At 68.0% G+C, this 18,759-nt stretch carries 19 protein-coding genes and 4 pseudogenes; 9 read left to right on the top strand and 14 right to left on the bottom strand.

The genetic code is table 11. The features are described 5' to 3' along the window. Positions 1 to 470 precede the first annotated feature (470 nt). On the top strand, positions 471 to 803 hold the full coding sequence (locus AB0M82_RS16035; RefSeq protein WP_364722077.1) for a helix-turn-helix domain-containing protein: 333 nt from the start codon (positions 471 to 473) through the stop codon (positions 801 to 803). A 246-nt stretch (positions 804 to 1,049) separates the two neighbouring features. On the opposite strand, the pseudogene AB0M82_RS16030 reads toward AB0M82_RS16035, so the two are convergent. Both AB0M82_RS16030 and AB0M82_RS16025 read right to left on the bottom strand, forming a co-directional pair. Beyond that, a pseudogene (locus AB0M82_RS16030) lies at positions 1,050 to 1,250 on the bottom strand (IS701 family transposase); the annotation flags it as partial. Positions 1,251 to 1,419: 169 nt separating this feature from the next. Continuing rightward, the gene (locus AB0M82_RS16025) at positions 1,420 to 1,704 is read right to left on the bottom strand and encodes a hypothetical protein (RefSeq protein WP_364722075.1); all 285 of its coding nucleotides are present in this window, start codon (positions 1,702 to 1,704) and stop codon (positions 1,420 to 1,422) included. Between the two features lie 103 nt (positions 1,705 to 1,807). Here AB0M82_RS16025 and AB0M82_RS16020 point away from each other — a divergent pair, with 103 nt between their 5' ends. After that, the gene (locus AB0M82_RS16020; protein WP_364722073.1) at positions 1,808 to 2,215 is read left to right on the top strand and encodes a hypothetical protein; all 408 of its coding nucleotides are present in this window, start codon (positions 1,808 to 1,810) and stop codon (positions 2,213 to 2,215) included. Between the two features lie 6 nt (positions 2,216 to 2,221). On the opposite strand, the pseudogene AB0M82_RS16015 reads toward AB0M82_RS16020, so the two are convergent. Then, positions 2,222 to 2,320, bottom strand: a pseudogene (locus AB0M82_RS16015) (SDR family oxidoreductase); the annotation flags it as partial. A gap of 116 nt (positions 2,321 to 2,436) precedes the next feature. Between AB0M82_RS16015 and AB0M82_RS16010 the strand changes: the two are divergent. Continuing rightward, positions 2,437 to 2,589 (top strand): hypothetical protein, encoded by a 153-nt coding sequence (locus AB0M82_RS16010; protein WP_364722071.1) that lies wholly within the window; start codon positions 2,437 to 2,439, stop codon positions 2,587 to 2,589. Positions 2,590 to 2,736: 147 nt separating this feature from the next. On the opposite strand, the gene AB0M82_RS16005 is transcribed toward AB0M82_RS16010, so the two are convergent. Further along, the gene (locus tag AB0M82_RS16005; protein ID WP_364722069.1) at positions 2,737 to 5,736 is read right to left on the bottom strand and encodes a hypothetical protein; all 3,000 of its coding nucleotides are present in this window, start codon (positions 5,734 to 5,736) and stop codon (positions 2,737 to 2,739) included. A 343-nt stretch (positions 5,737 to 6,079) separates the two neighbouring features. Here AB0M82_RS16005 and AB0M82_RS16000 point away from each other — a divergent pair, with 343 nt between their 5' ends. Both AB0M82_RS16000 and AB0M82_RS15995 read left to right on the top strand, forming a co-directional pair. Continuing rightward, a complete protein-coding gene (locus tag AB0M82_RS16000; RefSeq protein WP_364722067.1) occupies positions 6,080 to 6,316 on the top strand; it encodes a hypothetical protein in 237 nt (78 codons plus the stop codon). A 363-nt stretch (positions 6,317 to 6,679) separates the two neighbouring features. Beyond that, positions 6,680 to 7,228: a hypothetical protein gene (locus AB0M82_RS15995; protein WP_364722065.1), complete on the top strand. Its 549-nt coding sequence runs from the start codon at positions 6,680 to 6,682 to the stop codon at positions 7,226 to 7,228. A 108-nt stretch (positions 7,229 to 7,336) separates the two neighbouring features. On the opposite strand, the pseudogene AB0M82_RS15990 reads toward AB0M82_RS15995, so the two are convergent. The 3 genes and pseudogenes from AB0M82_RS15990 to AB0M82_RS15980 form a co-directional block, all read right to left on the bottom strand. Next, positions 7,337 to 7,948 (bottom strand): annotated as a pseudogene (locus tag AB0M82_RS15990) (hypothetical protein); the annotation flags it as partial. Positions 7,949 to 8,327: 379 nt separating this feature from the next. Beyond that, positions 8,328 to 9,209 (bottom strand): hypothetical protein, encoded by an 882-nt coding sequence (locus AB0M82_RS15985; RefSeq protein ID WP_364722357.1) that lies wholly within the window; start codon positions 9,207 to 9,209, stop codon positions 8,328 to 8,330. Between the two features lie 21 nt (positions 9,210 to 9,230). Further along, positions 9,231 to 9,773 (bottom strand): annotated as a pseudogene (locus AB0M82_RS15980) (GH25 family lysozyme); the annotation flags it as partial. Positions 9,774 to 10,289: 516 nt separating this feature from the next. Here AB0M82_RS15980 and AB0M82_RS15975 point away from each other — a divergent pair. Then, positions 10,290 to 10,613, top strand: coding sequence for a DUF6204 family protein (locus AB0M82_RS15975; RefSeq protein WP_364722063.1), 324 nt, complete (start codon positions 10,290 to 10,292; stop codon positions 10,611 to 10,613). Here the strand turns inward: AB0M82_RS15975 and AB0M82_RS15970 are convergent. Further along, complete coding sequence (locus AB0M82_RS15970) at positions 10,600 to 11,058, bottom strand: hypothetical protein (RefSeq protein ID WP_364722062.1); 459 nt, start codon at positions 11,056 to 11,058, stop codon at positions 10,600 to 10,602. The genes AB0M82_RS15975 and AB0M82_RS15970 overlap by 14 nt on opposite strands. A 143-nt stretch (positions 11,059 to 11,201) precedes the next feature. On the opposite strand from AB0M82_RS15970, the gene AB0M82_RS15965 reads away from it, so the two are divergent. Beyond that, complete coding sequence (locus tag AB0M82_RS15965; RefSeq protein ID WP_364722060.1) at positions 11,202 to 11,438, top strand: hypothetical protein; 237 nt, start codon at positions 11,202 to 11,204, stop codon at positions 11,436 to 11,438. 468 nt (positions 11,439 to 11,906) lie between these two features. Here AB0M82_RS15965 and AB0M82_RS15960 read toward each other — a convergent pair whose 3' ends face one another. The 3 genes from AB0M82_RS15960 to AB0M82_RS15950 all read right to left on the bottom strand — a co-directional run bounded on the left by AB0M82_RS15960 (position 11,907) and on the right by AB0M82_RS15950 (position 14,385). Beyond that, a complete protein-coding gene (locus tag AB0M82_RS15960; protein ID WP_364722058.1) occupies positions 11,907 to 12,323 on the bottom strand; it encodes a hypothetical protein in 417 nt (138 codons plus the stop codon). Positions 12,324 to 12,498: 175 nt separating this feature from the next. Continuing rightward, the gene (locus tag AB0M82_RS15955) at positions 12,499 to 13,182 is read right to left on the bottom strand and encodes a response regulator transcription factor (RefSeq protein ID WP_364722056.1); all 684 of its coding nucleotides are present in this window, start codon (positions 13,180 to 13,182) and stop codon (positions 12,499 to 12,501) included. 51 nt (positions 13,183 to 13,233) lie between these two features. After that, positions 13,234 to 14,385 (bottom strand): sensor histidine kinase, encoded by a 1,152-nt coding sequence (locus AB0M82_RS15950; protein ID WP_364722054.1) that lies wholly within the window; start codon positions 14,383 to 14,385, stop codon positions 13,234 to 13,236. A gap of 127 nt (positions 14,386 to 14,512) precedes the next feature. Between AB0M82_RS15950 and AB0M82_RS15945 the strand changes: the two genes are divergently transcribed. Next, the gene (locus AB0M82_RS15945) at positions 14,513 to 14,881 is read left to right on the top strand and encodes a hypothetical protein (RefSeq protein ID WP_364722052.1); all 369 of its coding nucleotides are present in this window, start codon (positions 14,513 to 14,515) and stop codon (positions 14,879 to 14,881) included. Between the two features lie 331 nt (positions 14,882 to 15,212). Here AB0M82_RS15945 and AB0M82_RS15940 read toward each other — a convergent pair whose 3' ends face one another. Beyond that, positions 15,213 to 15,821 (bottom strand): TetR/AcrR family transcriptional regulator, encoded by a 609-nt coding sequence (locus AB0M82_RS15940; RefSeq protein ID WP_364722050.1) that lies wholly within the window; start codon positions 15,819 to 15,821, stop codon positions 15,213 to 15,215. Positions 15,822 to 15,914: 93 nt separating this feature from the next. On the opposite strand from AB0M82_RS15940, the gene AB0M82_RS15935 reads away from it, so the two are divergent. Further along, positions 15,915 to 16,658, top strand: a complete 744-nt coding sequence (locus AB0M82_RS15935) for an SDR family oxidoreductase (protein WP_364722048.1) — start codon at positions 15,915 to 15,917, stop codon at positions 16,656 to 16,658. Between the two features lie 568 nt (positions 16,659 to 17,226). On the opposite strand, the gene AB0M82_RS15930 is transcribed toward AB0M82_RS15935, so the two are convergent. Both AB0M82_RS15930 and AB0M82_RS15925 read right to left on the bottom strand, forming a co-directional pair. Further along, positions 17,227 to 18,114 (bottom strand): hypothetical protein, encoded by an 888-nt coding sequence (locus AB0M82_RS15930; protein ID WP_364722046.1) that lies wholly within the window; start codon positions 18,112 to 18,114, stop codon positions 17,227 to 17,229. Positions 18,115 to 18,396: 282 nt separating this feature from the next. Continuing rightward, on the bottom strand, positions 18,397 to 18,609 hold the full coding sequence (locus tag AB0M82_RS15925; RefSeq protein WP_364722044.1) for a hypothetical protein: 213 nt from the start codon (positions 18,607 to 18,609) through the stop codon (positions 18,397 to 18,399). Between the last annotated feature and the right edge of the window lie 150 nt (positions 18,610 to 18,759).

Genomic DNA, 18,759 nt, shown 5'->3' with positions numbered 1-18,759 from the left:
CACGACGTGGGCGGAGTTCGATTGCCCGCGGAGCAAGGTATTACGCAGTAGTCAGTTTGTCCGCAGTATCAGCAGTACCTGCAGTTGGATAGATCGCAGTATGCAGTGAAGACGGCCGAGCAAGCGGGCCGGCGGTGTTACGCGTGCTGGGGCCGATCAGTGGAAGGGTTCCAGCCGGTGATGACCGCAGAAGCAGTACTCAGCAAGAGGAAAACACCGGAAAGAAGGGATAGGGCACATCATTGGATCGCCCGCGGCGGCTGGGCAGTAGTGCCGCGCGGGTACCGCAGTCCCATCGGATTGGCAGGTGGTTCTCGGTTACGAGTAAGCGATCCCCGCGTCCTTGCCCGCTGGGCCGGACGCGTGTACAGGAAGCCGGCGGTCGCGTCGGTTGACAATGGTGAAACCCAACCCCTGGGACCCCGGGTGCCGCGCATGGCACCCGGGGTCCCTTGTGATGTGGAGGTCGCATGATCCCTGCCCAATACGACCCGGCCACGCCCAGGGCGGCCGACAGATTCGACGACGAGCATTACCCCGGCTACACCATGGGCCGGGCCGCCGAAATGCTCGGAACCACCCAGAACTTCCTGCGCAGCCTCGATGAAGCCGGCCTGATCGAGCCCCAGCGCTCCGCGGGCGGGCACCGCCGCTACTCCCGCCACCAGCTGCGCATCGCCGCGCGAGTACGGCAACTGGTCGACGAGGGCACGGCCATCGACGCCGCGTGCCGCATCATCTCCCTCGAAGACCAGCTCCACGAAGCTCAACGACGCAACACCAGTCCCCAACCCGCCGACTGAGCCGCGAGGTGTACCGCCCTACGGGTGGTACACCTCGATCGATCGCCGCGGCCCGCTCTGCGCTCGTCCTCGGCAGTCGGCGCCCGGTTCACGGCCGGATTCTTGCTGCATCCCCGGAGGGACACCGCGGCAGCAGAGCTCCCGGCCGGCTGGCAGCCAGCGAGCCGCACGGCCAACGCCGCGGGCAGGCCGGGCGCGCCGACACCACCGGGCGTCGGTGCTTTCCGTATTCCGTGGGCCGCCAAGCTCCACGACGAAGTCCCGCACCGCGCGCATCACCGCGAAGGTGTTCCACGACGCGCGTTCCAGCAGCCGCTGCATCCGGTCCGGGGTGGCGTCCCCGGCGTACTCGGCCAGAGTCCAGCAGTTCTTGCGGGGCAGGTCGCTCACCAAGCCGCGGATGTACTTGCGGACTTGCCGCACCGGTTCCACCCGGAAAGGTATGATCCGATCCGGCCGATCAGCGTGCCCAGATTCTCCTCGACCCGGCCCGCCTCTACCAACACTTGATGATCATGCGGTGGCCGCGCCATACCCGGTCGCGACACGCCGCGGATCGCTTACCTGGCAATGGTTTCGTCGAAGAGCCCCGTTGTGATCTGTGGTAGCGGTGGATTCAGTCGCGGGCGCCGATCGTATGGCCGGCGGCGTGGAACAAACCCATGGGCAGCGCACCGACGGCCAGGCCGAGCAGCGCCCAGCCCGGATGCCGCACCGGGTGCGCACCCCACAGACACAGCGCGGCGAGCGTCAAGCCCGACCAGCCGGCGATCACGTTGACCACCGGGGACGAGCCGAACACGGTCGGGAACCGTTGCGCCGTGATGCCCTTGGCGAAGTGGGGATACGCGTTGCACCCCAGCAAGCCGGCCAGGAACGCGAGCAGTACCGCTTGCCACATGCCGGTCTCCATTCCGTGGCCGCAGAACCCAGTGAGCTATAATCGGACTCGTTACTCCGGTTAGAGAATACGGACTTCTCACTCCGTTTGCAAGGAGTGGCCGATGACCACGTCCTCGACGAGGCGTTGGCCGATCCCGATCCGTGGCGCGGATTCCCCACGTTCATCGAGAAGGGGCGACCGCGGATTCACCGCCGCTTTCCTCACCGAGTTCCCCGACGCGGTCGACATGGACTCCCGCCGAGCCCAGGTCGAGCGGGGCTTCGCCAAGCTGACCCGGCGCGCCCAGGAGTGCGGGCGGTTGCGGCGGGACTTCGACCCGTCCGACCTCATGCTCCTGCTGCCGGCCAACTGCGCCATCGCCACCGAGGACACCGAGACCGCGCTGGCAGGGTCCCGCCGCCTGATCGCCTACCTGATCCAGTCGTTCCAGGCCGACCCGGCCCCGCCGTTGCCGCCACCGGCCGCGATCACGCCTGTCCCGCGTGGGCTGACCAACGCCCGTTTCTGAGCGGGATCACACGTTCGCGCCGCCGTCGACCGGCAGCGTCACGCCGGTCAGGTACGACGAGCGGTCGCTGAGCAGCCACGCGGCGGCTTGCGTGACCTCGGGTGGGGACAGAGCAAGGTAGGCCGTCGGGCGAGGTACCAGCAGAGCTGGCCCTTTTCCCGACCCCCTCCCAAACCGGACTTGATGGTTTCCCGATCATCCGGCTTTCCAGTGACTACTGCGTGGGTGTCGTGGTTGGCCTGGCCACAGTGCTGGTCGTCTGCGCCACCGGCAACTTCGCCTCCGCGACGACGATCGAACGCCTCGCCGGCGTCGTCGAGGAGATCCGACCTGCTACGCGCGGCCCGGTGCGCCGCTACTGGATGACCCGCTGACGTCCCCGCGGGCCCACGGCGATCTTGCCGGGTGCCGCCGGCCGGGCCGTGGCTGGTGGTTCTCCTGGGAACCGCACCGGTGAGTCAGCTCGGCCCGTGCCGGGAGGGGCACGGGCCGGGCTGCTGTGCGGCCGGGGCCGCGGTTGGTCACCTGACGTCGAACCGGTCGATCACCAGGTAGGCGCCGCTGTTCTTGGTGAGGGTGAGGGTGTGTCGTCCGGCCGTGAGACCGCTGACGGTGTAGACCGTCTGCTGGGCGTGGCGGCTGGTGGCGTTGGCGTTGACGGCGCCCTGTGAGGCTCCGTCGAGGGAGACCGCGATCAGACCTTCGTCGGTGTTGGTCTCGGTGATCACGTCGATCCCGGTGCCGAGGAAGGCGACGGTGACCGAGTCGCCGTTGACGGTGCTGGCGTGGACGTCGTCCTGGTAGTCACCGAGGCTGCGGTTGGCGAACAGCCTCCAGCTTCCGTTGTATGCGATGGAGGCGTTGGTGTCGTTGTGGGTGCCGGTCACCTCGAAACCGTCCACAGTGGCCCAGGTGCCGCTGCGCTTGATGACCTGGATGGTGTGGCTGCCGGGGGTCAGGCCGCTGGTGCTGTAGACGGCTTGTCGCACCTGGCGGGTGGTGGAGGTGGTGTCGAACCGGCCCTGGGAGGCGCCGTCGATGAGGACTTCGATCTGGCCCTGGTCGCTGTACTTCTCGCCGATCACCGAAACACCGGTGCCGGTGAAGGTCAGCGTGGCGGTGGCGCCGTCGACGGAGGCGGCGTGCACGTTGTCGTGGAGGTCGCCCAGGCCACGGTAGCCGTTGGCGCTCCAGGTGCCGGTGTAGGCGATCGCTGTGTCGTCGTCGTCGATCAGGCCGGTCATCGGCCGGTACGCGGCCGTGGGGCCGGCCGCCGCGATGATCGCCTGGGCCGCGGCGGGCCACGCGCCGCCGGAGACGATCGTCGACTGCACCACGGTGGTGTTGGTCGCTTTGCTTGCCCAGTTGGAGCGGTCCGCGTAGTTGTCGTGGATGTAGTTGTCGTGGATGGTCGGTGTCCACATCCCGACCCAGTTGCCCGGTCCGAGGCGAACGACGTTGTCGTGGGTGTCCCAGTAGGAGCTGCCCTCGTCGTGGTAGATCACCTGGTTGGTGTGGTTGGTCACCTCAAGCAGGTTGCCGGAGACCACGGAGGTGACGGTGCCGCCGCCGTTGCCCTGGCCGCCGTTGGTGTAGATCGGGCCGCCGTCGTGCAGGACGTTCATCACGTCGTGGACGTGGTTGTTCAGGATCTGGTTGCCGCCCGCGTAGATGGTGCCGTGGCGGCAGATGGACAGACCCTGGGCCGACTGCATGCTGCACGGGGAGGCGTAGCCCCAGCCCCAGCCGAGCGATATCCCGGAGTAAGGAGTGTGGCCGATGTCGTTGTTCGCGATGGTCAGATTGCGGGTGTAGCCGCCCCAGATGCCGACCGCGTCGCGGTAGTCCAGGGCGACGTGCTCGATCCAGTTCTGCGAGATGGTGTCGCCGGTGGTCATCCTGGCGGTGTCGGTGAGGTAGTAGTCATCGACCTCGCCGGCGTAGACGCCGCCGCCGGAGGTGTCGTGGATGTAGTTCCCGGTGACCGAGGTGTTCTGCGTGCCGTCGGCCAGGTCGACGCCGTTGCCGCCGGTGTGGGTGATCTCGCTGTCGGTGAGGGTGATGTTGGCGCCCCGGTGGATCTGGACGGCCGCCGGGATGCGCAGCGGGGCCTGGGTGATGGCGTCCCACAGCACTCCCGCCTGGTTGTCGAGGTAGCCGACGGTGGAGGGGAGCATCCAGGTGGCGTAGGCGAAGGTGAGGCCCCGGAAGGTGATGTCGTGGACCGGGGCCACGGTGTCGGGAATGACGGTGAAGCCGTCGATCACCATGAAACTGCCGCTGGTCTTGACCAGCTTGACGGTGTGCTGCCCCTTGGTCAGTCCGTTCACCGAGGCGATGACCTGCTGGGCGAGCCGCGTGGAGCCGGTCGCGCTCACGCTCTGGGTCCTGGTGCCGTCGACGTAGACGTCAATGCCGCCCTCGTCGCTGTTGACCTCCGAGAGCACGTCCAGGCCGGTGCCGGTGAAGGTGTAGCTCACCGAGTCGCCGTTGGTGCTGGTGACGTGCACGTCGTCGCGCAGGTCGCCGAAGTTGCGCCCGGTGGAGGTGGACCACGCGCCGGTGTACGTGGCGTGGGAGTCGTTGTCGTTGACCGGGGTCAGGTGGCCCGGGGTGCCGCCGGCGTCCACCAGCTTGTCCAGGACGGGTAGTTCCACGTCCGCGGTGCTGAGGTCCTGGCCGGTGCGCGGCTTGTAGTAGAGGTAGTTGGCCGCGGTGTCCAGGTAGAACTCGCCCTGTTCGTCGAGCAGCTGGTAGGCGTTCTCCACCCAGGTGAGGCCGTCCAGCTTGGGCAGACCGGCGCCGTTGAAGGGGAAGCCCCGGTTGACCACCGAGGTGTTGTTGTTCACGAAGCACGCCGAATCGACGTTGAGGCTGGAGCCGCCGCCACTGGGCACGGTGATGCCCGCCAGGGGGCACCGCATGTGCTTCCAGTCCTTGTCGTACGCGACTTCGACCGAGGAGGTGTTGGTGAACGACGCGTAGGAGGTGTCACTGGTGGTGAAGCTGGACCCGCTGAGAGTGAAGCCGCCCGGGTTGAGCGGGCCGCGAGCCCGCTGGGCGCGCACCCCGTCGACGAATAGCTGCCGGCTCTGCGTGCCGGCCGGGATCGCGGCCCGGTAGATGTTCTTCGCGCTGTCGTACAACGAAAAGCCGGTGATCTTCTTCGCGCCGTTGAGTACCGGCTTTTCGCCCGGATAGGCGGCGTAGACGACCCGGTGACCGTTCTGTCCGGAGTCCGAGGGCCCGAGGGTGAACGCCTGCGCCAGTCGGTAGGTTCCACCGCGCAGGTACACGTCGATGTCCGCGGTCATCCCAGAGACCAGGCCCTGAACCTTGGTCTGGATGCCGGCCAGGTCGCAGGGCGCGCTGACCGTGCAGGTGCTGCCCGAGCCGGTCGGCGACGCGTACAGCAGGGTGGGAGAGGCGGCGGAGGCGGTGCCAGGTGCGACGACCGCGGCGCACAGCACGGGGACGAGCACACCGAGCCGTCCGACGGCTCGCCTACGGAACAACGACATTGATGCTCCTTCAGATACGGACCCTGGACTGGATAGGTCCGATGACTGCTTGGTTGAGGGATGCGCGGTGAGCGGTGCGAAGTCGCCTGTCCACTGACGGATGGGCTGCCAACAGGGGAGATCGCAGGTGAAGTAGGCGTGCGGAGTTGACGTGGGTGCGGCCTGGCTGGGTCGAGCGATGTCGGAACCGGACTGCGTCTGCCCTGGTACCGCAATTCATCGGATCTATGGTGGTCGTCAGGGAGACTACGACAGCATCCTGGCGGCAGCAATAGGCGAGCGGCTCGAAACAAGGCCGTGGTCAACCCGACCGCTGGCGTCCATGTAGGGCCAGCACACGTCGATGACCGCGCAGGCGATGCCGTTCGCCACCGCGATCGGCTGCGACGACACCGGCGAGCGGCACGTCTTCTCCTGGTCGTGTGAAGACCCGCCGCTGCACGCCCGCTACCGGCTCGAACGGGACTTCCGTGGCCGCGCCGCGCCCGTCGACGGGCCGCCACCGGCGCCGAGCGAGGTGATTGCCTCGCTCGGCACCGTGCAGGACAGCGACCCCGCGCCGCGCCGCCCGCCGCTGTGACCTGCCCGCCGAGGCCGAGGACGCCCGCCGCGTGGTGGCCGCGCTGCACTCGGCGTATGAGCGGGTCGCGCAGGCGCACACTTTCGGCAAAGGCATGGGGATCGCCGCCCCACAGATCGGGATCGACCTGGGGGGTTCCAGAAGTCGGTCATGCCATCTGAACTGCGGCAATGGCACGTTCAACGGGCAGGGCATGATCGCCGGTCATGGCGTTGCGTCTGCTCTACCTGGTCTTCCTCCGGCTGGTGGGTCTGCTGGTGTTGCTCGGCCGCTCGTCGGCGTCCAAGGACGTCGAGTTGCTGGTGCTGCGCCGAGGCAACCCGAAACCTCGCCTGGAGGGCCGACCGGGCCGTCGTCGCGGCGTTGGTCCGCCTGCTGCCCAAGGCGCTGCGAACACACCGGTTGGTCACCCCGGGCACGATCCTGCGCTGGCACCGTCGACTGGTAGCTGCGAAGGGGACCTATTCACATCGGGTCGGCCGGCCACCGGCCGACGAGGTGATCGCCGGGTTGATCGAACGGATGGCCAGGGAGAACCGCAGTTGGGGCTACAAGAGGATTCAGGGTGAGTTGCTCAAGCTTGGACACCGGGTCGGTGCCTCGACGATGCTGGCGTGCGACTTCTTCCACGTCGACTGTGCGCTCACCCTCAAGCGGATCTACGTGTTCGTCGTGCTGGAGGTCGGCAGCCGCTACGTCCACGTCCTCGGCACGACCACGCATCCGGACGGTAGATGGACCACCCAGCAGATCCGCAACCTCATGATGGATCTCGGTGACCGAGCCGATGAGTTCAAATTCTCATCCGCGACACAAGTGATCAACCTACCGGAAGATGATCACTTTCGACTCAAAATACGAGCCGATGTAGTCGTGCAGAGGCCTGGCAGTCAACGCTTCTTCCCGTGCTGAATGTTAGCGCTAAACAAGGTTTTTGCAAATTCCGCTTCGTCGCATTCGCGGCCAGATGGCTCCCCATTGACTGGCCGCGGGCAGGGAATCAGAACTGGTCACCCACGGGGCTGCTTGGCGTCGGTAGTGGCGGTGGCGGGCGCGGGCTCGGTGGCGTCGTCGCCAGGTCGACCAGCGCATTCGGTGGGCGGTGTCACGGGTGGGCCGGGCGACGAGAGCGGTGAACAGGCGCCGGATCTCGTTACAGGTGAACGGGATCAGCCCGTCAGGGCTGGTCCCGTCGTCGGCCGGGGCTTGGTCGCGGCATTCGAGGGCAGCGGTGACGGCGAGGAACGCGTGCGCGATCAGGGGCAGGGTGACCCAGCGGTGCCAGGAGCCCCAGCAGCGGGCTTGGTGCTCGTCCGGCCCCGCCAGTGTCAGGCCAGTTCGTTGGTGGTGCGGTTGCGGCGGACCATCAGGTGCTGATGGCCGTCGGATCGCCTGCGGTGATGGCGATCAGTGCCCAGTCGTAGTAGCGATGTGCGCCGTGTCCGGCCGAGAGCTTCTGCCAGACCCGGCGCGGGATGCGCTTGGCGAGGTGGTCGGCCCGTTGGGGTCCGGCGGGGTGGGGACGTGGTGGGTGCGGGAGACCGCGAGCACGTAGCCCAGTTCGCGCGCCTCCAGCGCGGCGCGAAGTTTCGGGTTGTCGCCGTAGACTTCGTCGCCGGCCGCCCACGCGGCCGGGGGCGGTGAACGTGTCCTGCATGAGCTTCGCGAACGTGTCGCGATCCTGCATCAACGAGTGGGCAGTGACCCGGCGTGCGCGAATCTCGTAATCGACTGATGGCGCAACGAGCACCGGTTCATCCTGCTCCACGACCTGACCTCGTGCCTGACCATCGCCGAAGTGACCGCTCGAGGGTACGGTAGTCCGCGTAGTGACCCCGGTAGGAGGCCAGGGAGTCCGGGCCGAGTTCGTGCCACGTCGTGATGTCGGGCAGGACGTTGTGGGCCTTGGCGTAACTGAGGAATTCGCGAAAGTGATCGGTGCGGATCGCCACGTCAAAGCCCAACCTGGTTCGCGGGTCGCAACCTGCGAACCAGGCCCGTCGGCGCGGAATCAGCTGTAGGCGACCTGGGTCGTCGCGCTGGCGGTGACGTAGGTGATCGTCCCGCCCTGGAAGTTGTTGCGGCGGCCGCCGGTGACCGCGAACTCGTCGCTGGTCGGGTAGCGCAGCCTGCTGCCCTCCCAGCCCAGCGAGGCCCACTTCTGGCGGATCGCGCCGTGGATCGACTGGGCGCCGGTGGCCGCGGTGTAGTAGATGGAGGCGCCTTGGGCGCCGTTGAAGTGGTTGTAGCGGCCGACACCGTCGGGCGTTCCGGCTTCGTCGATGGTGGGGTAGCCGAGGCCGGTTTCCCAGCCCAGTGCGGCCCACTTCTGCCGGATCAGGCCGTGGATCGACTGGGCGCCGGTGGCCGCTGTCCAGTAGATGGAGGCGCCTTGGGCGCCGTTGAAGTGGTTGTACCGGCCCACGCCGTCGGGTGTCCCGGCTTCGTCGATGGTGGGGTAGCCGAGGCCGGTTTCCCAGCCCAGTGCGGCCCACTTCTGCCGGATCAGGCCGTAGACCGCCTTGGCACCGGTCGACGCCGTGTAGTAGATGGAGGCGCCCAGCGAACCGGTGAAGTGGTTGTAGCGCCCCACGCCGTCGGGGGTCCCGGTCTCGTCCGTCGTCGGCAGGCCCAGCACGCCGCCAGGGCCGCCGAGCTGCTGGTAGTGCTGCCAGATCGCGCCGTGCACCGCGTACGCGCCGGTCGCCGGGAAGTAGCCGATGACGCCCTGCTCGTAGTTCTGCGCCCAGCCGCCGGCCGCCGCGTATTCGCCGCCGGTCGGGTTGCCCAGGTAGGAGGACGCGCCGCCGAGGTCGGTGTAGTGCTGCGTGATCTTGTCGGCGACGGTGCCCGTGCCGAAGGACTGCAGATCGGTCAGGCTGCCGTTGAACACGTCCTGGTCACCGGGGAACGTGCCGGACGACGCGGTCTGGTCGAACGTGTAGTCCGTCCAGCTCGCCGGCATCGTGACGTTCCCCGCGATCCACAGTGGATCATTGGCGAAGTTCGGGTTGTTCGCGGTGCAATTCGACCACCAGCCGTTGGTGGTGTAGATGACCGGCCACCGGTTCGTGCGATTGTGGATCGTCGTGACGAAGTCGGAGATCCACGCCGAGACCTGCGCCGGGGTCATGTTGTAGCACCAGCCCGGCCAGTCCGCCGTGCTGTAGGGGTTGTACTCGATGTCCAGCACCGGCGGCAGCGTCTTGCCGTCGGCGACCCAGCCGCCGCCGTGGCTCAGGAAGTACTGTGCCTGCGCCGCACCGGACGAGGTGTCCGGCAGTCCGAAGTGGTACGCGCCGCGCAGCAGCCCGGCGTTCGCGGAGCCGGCGAAGTTGGCCGTGAACTGCGGGTCCACATAGGTCGTGCTCTCCGTGGCCTTCATGTACGCGAACTTCGCGCCCTGGGCCGCCGCCGTACCCCAGTCCACAGTGCCCTGATAGTGGGACACGTCCATACCCGGCGTCGTGACACCCGAGGCCGCGGTCGCGGCCGCGCGCGCAGCGGCCTTCGGCGTCGCGGTGGTGTGCGCCCCGATCGTCGAGCCCATGTAGTCCGAGCCCGGATGGGACGGCGCGCCCGCGGTCGCCTTCGCGGCGGCCGCCGGAACGCTCGATGCCATAGCCGCCACCGGTGTCCCGGCCAGCACACCCGTGACCAAGGCGGTGACCGCACCCGCGGTCACCGCACGTCGAATCCAACCCACCGCAAACCTCCACCCGGTATCCGTTCACCCCGCTATCGGCGGAAGCCCGGCAGCGTTACCGAAGCAGACACGAAAAATCACCCTGGTGACAGGAAATGCGGCGACCGTCACCTTCCGTCGGCGAAGGGCCGGCCGGCCATTGCGGACAGTGCTCGTCGCGCGGTTGTCCGGAACGCGGTTGTTCGTGCCTTGTTGTGCGGGTTGCCCGGACGGACGCTGCCGCCAAAAGCAGTCGGCCCGCGGGGCGTGCGCCGCTAGCCTGACCGCATGCCGACCTACCGTGTCCTCGTCCGGGGCAAGTTCGACCGGCCTTCGGAAGCCGTCCGCGACAAGCTGCTGGCCGACGCCGGCACTTCCGGCCTTTCCGACTTGGTGTTCAGCGAAACGGGCGCGCTCACCTACAGCCCGCACCTGGGCGGGTTCAGCTTCCGAGTCGCCGTGGAAGTCGCCGCGGGCGCGGACGCCACCCGGCGAGCCCACGACCAGGCCGAGCTGATGGCGATGGAGCTGCTCGAGCGCGAGAACTACCCGTACCGGGACCTCACGGTGACCTCGACCTGCATGGACGACGTGAAAGTCAATCGCCGCTGATCAGCCCCGGCCCAGGGCTTTGGCCGACGCGGCGACGTCCGGCTTCCGCGGCCGCGGAAGCCAGACCGGCTGGCTGGTCGGCACCGCGCGGGGAGAGCACGTTCAGGTAGTGGTGCGGGGTCCGGAACAGCGTGATGTTCTCGGTGACGCCCTGGTAGATGCCCAGCGAGGTGAGCGAGGTGAACAGCTTGCGGGTCGAGCAGTTCGTGCTCGCCGCGCTGCCGACCGCGCCGCGGACGTAGTCCCAGTCGAAGAAGCCGAGGGTGACCGCCCACATCGCCGCCCGGGTCAGTGACACGTGGACCCGGTAGCTGCCGCCTTCGGTGGCGCGGCGGGCCAGCGCCGCCATGGCGCCGGTCGCGCCGAGCCAGGCGACCAGGTAGTCGTTGATGATCGACGTCGGCGGGAGCTTCGGTTCGTCGAGGCTGCCTTCGGCGGCGACCATGCCGGTCACCGTGCCGGCGAGCGGTGAGGAACCCCGCGAGCCATGGCCACGCGGTTTCGTCGCGGGCCCACACGCCGAGGTTGGCGTTGGCGCCCTTGTCGCCGGCGCGCGCGTAGACGATCTGTCCGAAAGGGACTGTCTTGGTGGGACCGGACGACGCCGTGGAGCTCGAAGGAGTTTCGGGCTGGCCGGCGAAGACGACGGTGTCCGGCGGGGGAGCGATGTCGAGTACCCGGCCGGCGGCCACCGCGTTCGGCACCCTCGGGCAGCCCGACGCCACCCGGCTCGGCGTGACCGCGCTCAACATGCCGGACAAACAGTTCATCTGGCTCGACGACCCCGACAGCGACCACTGCTGGCCGCCAAACAGCGACTCCTGAGCAGGTTCAGCTACGCGAGCACGGTTTCAGCATGGCCCGGGGTAGCAGCCGCCGGCCGGATTGTTGCAGACATGAAGGGGACCTGCCGTGCTAATCCGCGGCACGCCCACCTTCCTCGTGTACTGGGGTCGGGCGAGGCGTTTTCATGCCGAACCTGGTGTCCTCTGAGGCACGTCGCGCTCGGCAGGCCACGGTGGCCGGGTAGGGGTGGCCGGGCGCCGTTCCCGCGTCGGAGCTCGAGGCTCGGGCTGATGTCCGAGGCGTTCCCGGCCACCTCCTACCTGGCCAGCGTTATGGAGCCTCGGCCGGGAATGCGCGATGCTCCTGGTAGAGCTGCTCGTGCTGAAGGCAGTAGCGCAGGCCGCTGAGCAGTCGGCCGAACAGGTTCCGCAGCGCCGCGTTGTGACCTGCCCCAGAGTTCACCCAGATCTGCTCGCGAAGCGGGTGCTTCGCGAGCAGGTCACGGTGTCACGGGTGGGTCTTGAGGCAGGTCCAGTCGCCGAAGGTCAGGTACCAGGCTCCGTTCTTGTACTCCCAGAAACGTCCGCAAACGTAGGTGTTGGAATCGACCCAGAAATCGACGTTGAAGCAGGCGTCCTCCATGTCGGGCTTGATCCTGCCGTTGTTGTCGCTGTTCTCGTAGTAGCTGATGCCGCCGTACTGGTGCCGGACCTCGATGTGGCCGATGCCGCTCGTTCGGCCGTTGTCCGTACCCATGCAGATCCGTGGCCGCACGTGGTTGCCGCTGCCGTAGACCTCGATGCATTTCGAGTGCTCACACTTGTGCCCGGTCGCGTAGGCCGGCGAGGTGGCCACCGCGCCGCCGGCGATGACGGCCAGCACCAGGAAGAGCAACCGTCTGGCGGTGCGTCCCGTTTTCTTCATTTTCCGACTCCCCTTTGCCCGCGTGGGGCACTGTGCCTGAGGCAGCTGACTCGAACGTCCGCAGTCAATCAGTTCACCCGGGCGGTTTGCGTCAATCCATCGATGTATCAATGGTGATCGACGTAAACCCCCGCAGTAGCCCGAAGTAAACTCCTGCGGTAGGGCCCGGACGACGTCACAGCGTCTCGGCCGCTCCCGGCACGATCAGCCCCGTCTCGTAGGCCAGCACGACGGCTTGGGCCCGGCTGCGGAGGCCGAGTTTCGTCATCACCCGGCTGAGGTGCGTTTTCACGGTGCCCTCGCTGATGGCGAGCCGCTGCGCGATGTCCCCGTTGGCGATCCCGGTGCCGACCAGCCGAAGGATCTCGCGCTCACGGCCGGTGAGCACGCCGAGCCGTGTCCGCAGCGCGCCGGAACGTCCCAGCGGGGGGCGGTGCCGTACGTACGTTTCGATCAGCCGTCGCGTGAGCACGGGGGCGAAGAGCAGGTCGCCGGCGGCGACGGTGTGGATCGCGGACAGCAGGCGGGCCGGTTCGGCCTCCTTGAGCAGGAAGCCCGCGGCCCCGGCGGCGAGGGCGTCGTAAAGGTATTCGTCGAGGTCGAAGGTCGTGAGGATGAGGATCCGCGGCGGCCGTTCGGCGGCACCGGAGAGGATCCGGCGGGTGGCGGCAATCCCGTCCAGGCCCGGCATGCGGACGTCCATCAGGATGACGTCGGGGCTGGTGGCCGCGGAACGGGCGATGGCCTGTTCGCCGTCGGCGGCCTCGCCGACCACGTCGAGACCCGGGGCCGCGTGCAGCAGCGCCGCCAGGCCGGCGCGCACCAGCGGCTGATCGTCGACGACGAGTACCGAGACCATGTGGAGTCGTCCTCCCCAGCGGGACTCTTCCGATGCGGAACGGGGTTCGCTTCAGGGAAACGGGATGGTCAGCTTCACGGCGAACCCCCCGCCGGGTCGTGCCCCCGCGGTGATCGTCCCACCGTACATCCTCGCGCGTTCCCGCATGCCCGTGAGACCGAATCCGCCGGTGCCGGCCCGCCCGGTGCCGGGCCCCTCGTCGAGTACCGCCGCGTGGACCACCCCGGGCTCGCGGCGGACCGTGATCTCGACCCCGCACCCGCCGGCGTGCTTGATCACGTTGGTCGTCGCCTCCTGGACGACCCGGTACACGGCCAGTTGCAGCCCCGACGGCAAGCCCTCCAGATCGCCGGAGGTGGTCAACGCGACGCCGAGCCCGGCCGCCTCGGCCCGGTCCGCCAAGGACGGCAGCAGGTTCAGCCCCGGTGCGGGTGCGGGTGTCCCGGCGCCGTCCTCCGGATCCGGCTCGCGCAGCAGGACCAGCAGGCGGCGCATCTCGTCGAGCGTTTCCCGGCTGGTCGCGCCGATCGTGTCCACTGCGGCCCGCGCCGTCTCGGGGTCGGAGTCGAAGACGTAGCCCGCGAGACCCGCCTGCATCGAGATCATCGACATGTGGTGGGCGACGACGTCGTGCAGCTCGCGAGCGATCCTGAACCGCTCCTGCACCACCGCTTGTTCGATGTTCCGCTGTTGCTCGTGCGCCAGCTGCGCGGTCGCTTCGGCGAGCTGACGGTTCCGCTGCTCCAGCTGCCGCGAGATGTTGCCCAGCCCCCACGCCACCGCAGGCACGGCGACCGCCTGGGCGAGGTTCGCGACCAAGGGCCCTCGCAAGGCCAGGCCACAGGCGAACATCGCCCCGGCGGCCGGCCCGGCGCCGATCGCGGTCATCCTGGGCGGTCTCAGCCCGGCAAGGCTGTAGAAGGCCACGATCGGGCCCCACACGTTCACGCCGGGCAAGTATCCGGCCGCCGTGAAGACCACATACGCCGCCGAGGTCACGAGCAGAACGGTCATCGGGGCCGAGCGACGGACGGCGAGCGGGAGGGAGATCACCGCGGTGAGCGTGTAAGCCCACCAGTCGAAGAGCCGGTACGCCCCTTCCCGGAACAGAGCGCCGACGACGCACATCAGCGCGAACTGCGTCAAGGCCAGCGCCAGGTCTCCGGCGCGGGTGTCCCGGCGCACGAAGGTGATCCGGTGCACCGGCCGACACTAGCCAAGCTCCGCGGCCGTGCGCATCCCTCTTCCGGCCTATCCCCGTGGTTGACACGGGAGCAGGTCCCGGACGGCAGGCCGGGGCGTGACAGACGCAACTCTGCCTGCTCCCCGGTTGACACCGGAAGCGCACGCGTCGCAGGATCTGACCACAGTGGCCGATCGTGTGTTCGACCTGGAGTCGCTGGCTTCCCCGCAGCGAAATCGGTGGGAGCTGGCGTTGACGTTCAACAATCCGAGCGTGCCGTGGTCCGAAGTCGTCGAACGTGCTGAACCACTCATCGCTCTGCAGGCCGATGTTGTACTTCGCGCCGGCGGCCAGCACCGCCAGCAGCAGCACGTTGTCGATCTGGCCGCGGTTTCCTCCGGCACGGCGACGGTGTGCCGGACCGCCGCCACGGACGCCACGACGGTCAACGTTTCGCCATCGATTCCGGTGTTCGTCACGATTCAGCAGCTCCTGACAATGGTCTTCGGAACGTGACTGCCGGTGCGCATCAAGCGAACCGATGGTACCGAGGCGGCCACCCCCGATCGGTGCGATGACCTGAAGGTGTGGGAACGCGCGGAAACGCTGGAGTGAATCCGGGAAACATTCAGGAAAATCCGGGCAAAAACGACGGAATGCGACCGGCCTGCCGTATCGAGCGAGCGAACGCACTACACCGGGACGGTGAACGACCTCACCTTCCGTGATCACGCACGGGAAGCCCGGCGGCGATCCAGGAACCGTTCGGCGGCGCCCGACCTAGAACCATGACCATCACGAACTACGGCTGGAGTACTAGGGCGGGTTGGCAGTCAGTCGCTGTCGCTCAGGCCGGTGGCCAGCTGCGCAGTGCCGTGTCGGCGACCTCTTGGAGGTCGCCACGGGTGATGCCGCTGGCGGCTTGGACGGCGATGCCGAACGACACTGTCATGATGTAGCGGGCGAGCCGTCCCGTATTGGTGTCTCGTGGGAGGTCACCCTCGTCGACGGCTTGCTGGAAACGTTCCTCAAGGCGTAGGCGTGCGTTGTTTCGCCACTCGATCAGCGCGTCACGCGCGGGTCGGCCGAGGTCGCCGGTCGCCAGCGAGCCCTGGACGCCCAGGCACCCGGCCGGGCATTCGGGGCGGGTGGTGGCCTGGACCGTGCCGTTGAGGAACGCCGTGGCCACCGCTTGGGCGGTCGGCTCCTGCAGGGCTTGCATCCCGTAAGAGGCGGGTCCCTCGGTGTACAGCTCCAGGGCTTTGCGGAACAACTGTTCCTTGTTGCCGAAGGCCGCGTACATGCTGGTTTTGGTGATGCCCATGGCACCGGTCAGGTCGGCAAGGCTGGCCCCGTCGTAGCCCTTCTCCCAGAAGACCATCAAGGCACGCCTGAGCGCTTGCTCGGCGTCGAACCCTCTGGGCCGGCCGATGAGGGCCTTCTCGTGACCAGTCACGCCACCAAGGATACCTCTTCGGTACCAACCGGTACCTAAGTGCTAGGGTTTCATTAAGTACCGATCGGTATGGAAATATCCGGAGGTCAAAGCATGGGACAACGCGAAGGCATGACAGCGGTCGTGACCGGCGGGAGCAGCGGGATCGGCCGGGCCGTCGCCGCGCGACTCGCGGCCGAGGGCGCGCACGTCTTCATCACCGGCAGACGCAAGGCGGAATTGGACGAGGCGGTCGAGGCCATCGGCTCGGCCACCGCCGTGCCCGGCGACATCTCGGACCCGGCCGACCTGGACCGGCTCTACGACGCGGTCCGCGCCCGAGGTAAGGGCTTGGACACCCTGTTCGCCAACGCCGCGGCGGCATCGTTCGCCACGCTGGAGCAGACCACCGAGGAGCACTTCGACCGGATCTTCGGCGTCAACGTCCGGGGCACGCTGTTCACCGTGCAGAAGGCGCTGCCGCTGCTCAACGAGGGCGCCTCGGTGATCCTCAACTGCTCCACCCGCGCCGACGACGGCGTCGAGGCGTTCGGCGCGTACGCGGCCACCAAGGCCGCTCTGCGCTCGTACACCCGAACCTGGGCCAACGAGCTCAAAGGACGGGGCATCCGGGTCAATGCTGTCTCGCCGGGAACAATCGACACCCCCGCGATCGCCGGCATGGTCGGCGAGGAGAACGCGGAGGCGGTCAAGGCAAGCTTCGCGGCGGAGGTTCCGATTGGCCGGATGGGCACCGCGGAAGAAGTCGCCGCCGCCGTGGCCTTCCTCGCCTCGGACCAGAGCAGCTTCATCGTCGGCGCCAACATCTACGTCGACGGCGGCGAAAAACAATTTTGAGGATGCTCACTGCCAGCTGAAAGCGCGCGCCGGTCGGCGTAGAAGGAACACGCTGTCATGGCGGTCGGCGGCGAGTCTCACATCGATGGCACCAACGACCGGCATCCAGGCTTCACGATTTCTGCGTGCTGTCGTCCGCGTCCGGAGGCCTGTTCGACTTCGGCGCTTCGGCAAGGTTGTCGAGTTGTCGTTGCACCCGCTCGGCGTCGTTGTCGCGGCCTTGCGGCCTGAGTGAAGCTGGCGGCAGCCCGATCCGGGGAACGCGGGGGAGGGTGGCAAGCGGCCCGGACAAAGGCGAGTCGTGCCGGGACTACCAGACGGTGCGGGCTCCTCGGCAAGGTCAGAAATTGCAGCGTGAGCGAGCCAGTGGTGGAAGCTCCGTAACCGCGAAGCCGGCTCCAACCGGAGACCAGCCACCAGCGTCCAGGCTCCACACCGGCGTCACCAACAGCTAGCTCACTCACCACGTGCGACTTCGCGTCGCACTCGCACCTTCGAATACATGCACTACCCCAGCAGAACGAGCGAAGTGGTTTCCCGCCCCGCCGGGTCGTGAGCCCGGTGCGTCTCAGGCCGGTCCGGTACCCGGCCGGCGCTCCGGCGGTGGCGTGAACGCGCGGACTTTGCGTTGCAGATGCAGAAGTGTGGTCGGCGGGTCGTTCGCGAGTTTCCGGGTGATCTCGTCGAGGACAGCCCAGTATTCCTGCTTCCGGTTCCAGGGCACGGAAGTCGTGGCGATTCGCGCGATGGCGCAGCGCACGGCGAGCCGGACGCGCAGTACGGTGTGCTCGCCTTCGTAGGCGGGTGTGTCACACAAGGCCGTTATGACGGACAGCTCGTCGACCAAGGCGGTGTGGGCCGCTCGCGCGGTGGTGCGGAGATCGTCGCCATGAGCCAGCACGCCGCGGACCGTCCGTTGCAGCGCCAGCGCGACGAGTGCGGTGATCGCGGCCTTGACCACTTCCTTGACGATCGTGTCGCCGACCGCGAGCGCCGCCGGAAGCGCGGAGCCCGCTGCGATGCCCAACAGGACTCCGACCTTAACGATGAACCTGATGATGCGGTCCAGCAGCGAGTGGTCTTTCGTGATCTCCACTTGCCGCAGCTGCTTGCGGAGCAGCTCGATCCCGGTGAGCGCGTCGTGCCGCTCGGCCGGGCTCAGCCCGCCGTGCCGGATAAGGGAGTCGGTTACCGTGCTTACGTCCGTGGCAGGCAGGTTCAGGATGTCCGCCACTTCGGCGAGCGGAAGCGCGGCCAGGCTCGAGATCGCGACGAACCGCGGCACTGCCTCCTTGACCGTCTGCCGGGCGCGTCCGCGATCCGACAACCGCAGCTGCGCCTCGGCCTGGCCGAGCAGGATGTCCAGATCGCCCACGACCGTCCTGAGCGCGTCGTCGGCGAGCTTCCGGTCGTTGGCCAGACGGGCTGCGGTACGAGCCTGCTCATGTTCGATCAAGTGGCTGAGCACCGGCGGCCCGACGGCGGACTCCGTCGCCTCCGGCCGGGGCGGGCCAGAAGGGACCGCGTCCGCCCGCTTCCCGGACGAGGCCGCGCGGCGCGCGGCTTCCCGTCGAGCGCGCTCGACGAGGGACTCTGCCTCCTGCTGGGGTGGGGTGGAAAAGTCGCGACGTCCTGGGCCTGGCGTTATATAGCTCATCGTCCCCCCTGCCGACAGCCGATGCGGACATCCAGAATAGGCCGGGCCGCCGAACGGCGCAGCAATTCGGCGGCCGGATGCCTATTCGGACGCAAACAACTCCTGTAGTAGTTCCAGCACGGCGCGGCCCAGTTCCTCGGCGACGCGCGAACACCGCCGCTCGCCGGCAGAGACGCGCAGCCGCGCGGTCTCCTCCTCGAAGTCGACGCTTCCGCCGTCGAGCGGCTCCTCCGGCGGCAGCCACGGCTCGGCACCGAACGAAGGACAGGGTGAGGTCGATGCCTTCCACCTCACCGAGCCATGCCTCGTGCTCGGCGCGTGCGCGGTGGGGTGACCGGTCGCAGGCGGTGCGGCCCGCCGCGGCGTCGAGGCCCGGGTGCACCGACATCGTCAGGCGCCGTTCGTAGCCGCCGAGCGGGTCTACGCCGGCGACGCGGGCGAGCG

Origin of the sequence: Amycolatopsis sp. NPDC051128 (assembly GCF_040682715.1) — a bacterium.
Classification (GTDB): Bacteria; Actinomycetota; Actinomycetes; order Mycobacteriales; family Pseudonocardiaceae; genus Amycolatopsis.
This window is presented reverse-complemented; position numbering and strand designations above follow the sequence as displayed.

Bases quoted from the DNA above. Each gene is read 5' to 3' on its own strand.
- AB0M82_RS16035 (WP_364722077.1), top strand. From the start codon at position 471: ATGATCCCTGCCCAATACGACCCGGCCACGCCCAGGGCGGCCGACAGA.
- AB0M82_RS16025 (WP_364722075.1), bottom strand. From the start codon at position 1,704: ATGTGGCAAGCGGTACTGCTCGCGTTCCTGGCCGGCTTGCTGGGGTGC.
- AB0M82_RS16020 (WP_364722073.1), top strand. From the start codon at position 1,808: ATGACCACGTCCTCGACGAGGCGTTGGCCGATCCCGATCCGTGGCGCG.
- AB0M82_RS16005 (WP_364722069.1), bottom strand. From the start codon at position 5,736: ATGTCGTTGTTCCGTAGGCGAGCCGTCGGACGGCTCGGTGTGCTCGTC.
- AB0M82_RS16000 (WP_364722067.1), top strand. From the start codon at position 6,080: ATGACCGCGCAGGCGATGCCGTTCGCCACCGCGATCGGCTGCGACGAC.
- AB0M82_RS15975 (WP_364722063.1), top strand. From the start codon at position 10,290: ATGCCGACCTACCGTGTCCTCGTCCGGGGCAAGTTCGACCGGCCTTCG.
- AB0M82_RS15970 (WP_364722062.1), bottom strand. From the start codon at position 11,058: ATGGTCGCCGCCGAAGGCAGCCTCGACGAACCGAAGCTCCCGCCGACG.
- AB0M82_RS15960 (WP_364722058.1), bottom strand. From the start codon at position 12,323: ATGAAGAAAACGGGACGCACCGCCAGACGGTTGCTCTTCCTGGTGCTG.
- AB0M82_RS15955 (WP_364722056.1), bottom strand. From the start codon at position 13,182: ATGGTCTCGGTACTCGTCGTCGACGATCAGCCGCTGGTGCGCGCCGGC.
- AB0M82_RS15935 (WP_364722048.1), top strand. From the start codon at position 15,915: ATGGGACAACGCGAAGGCATGACAGCGGTCGTGACCGGCGGGAGCAGC.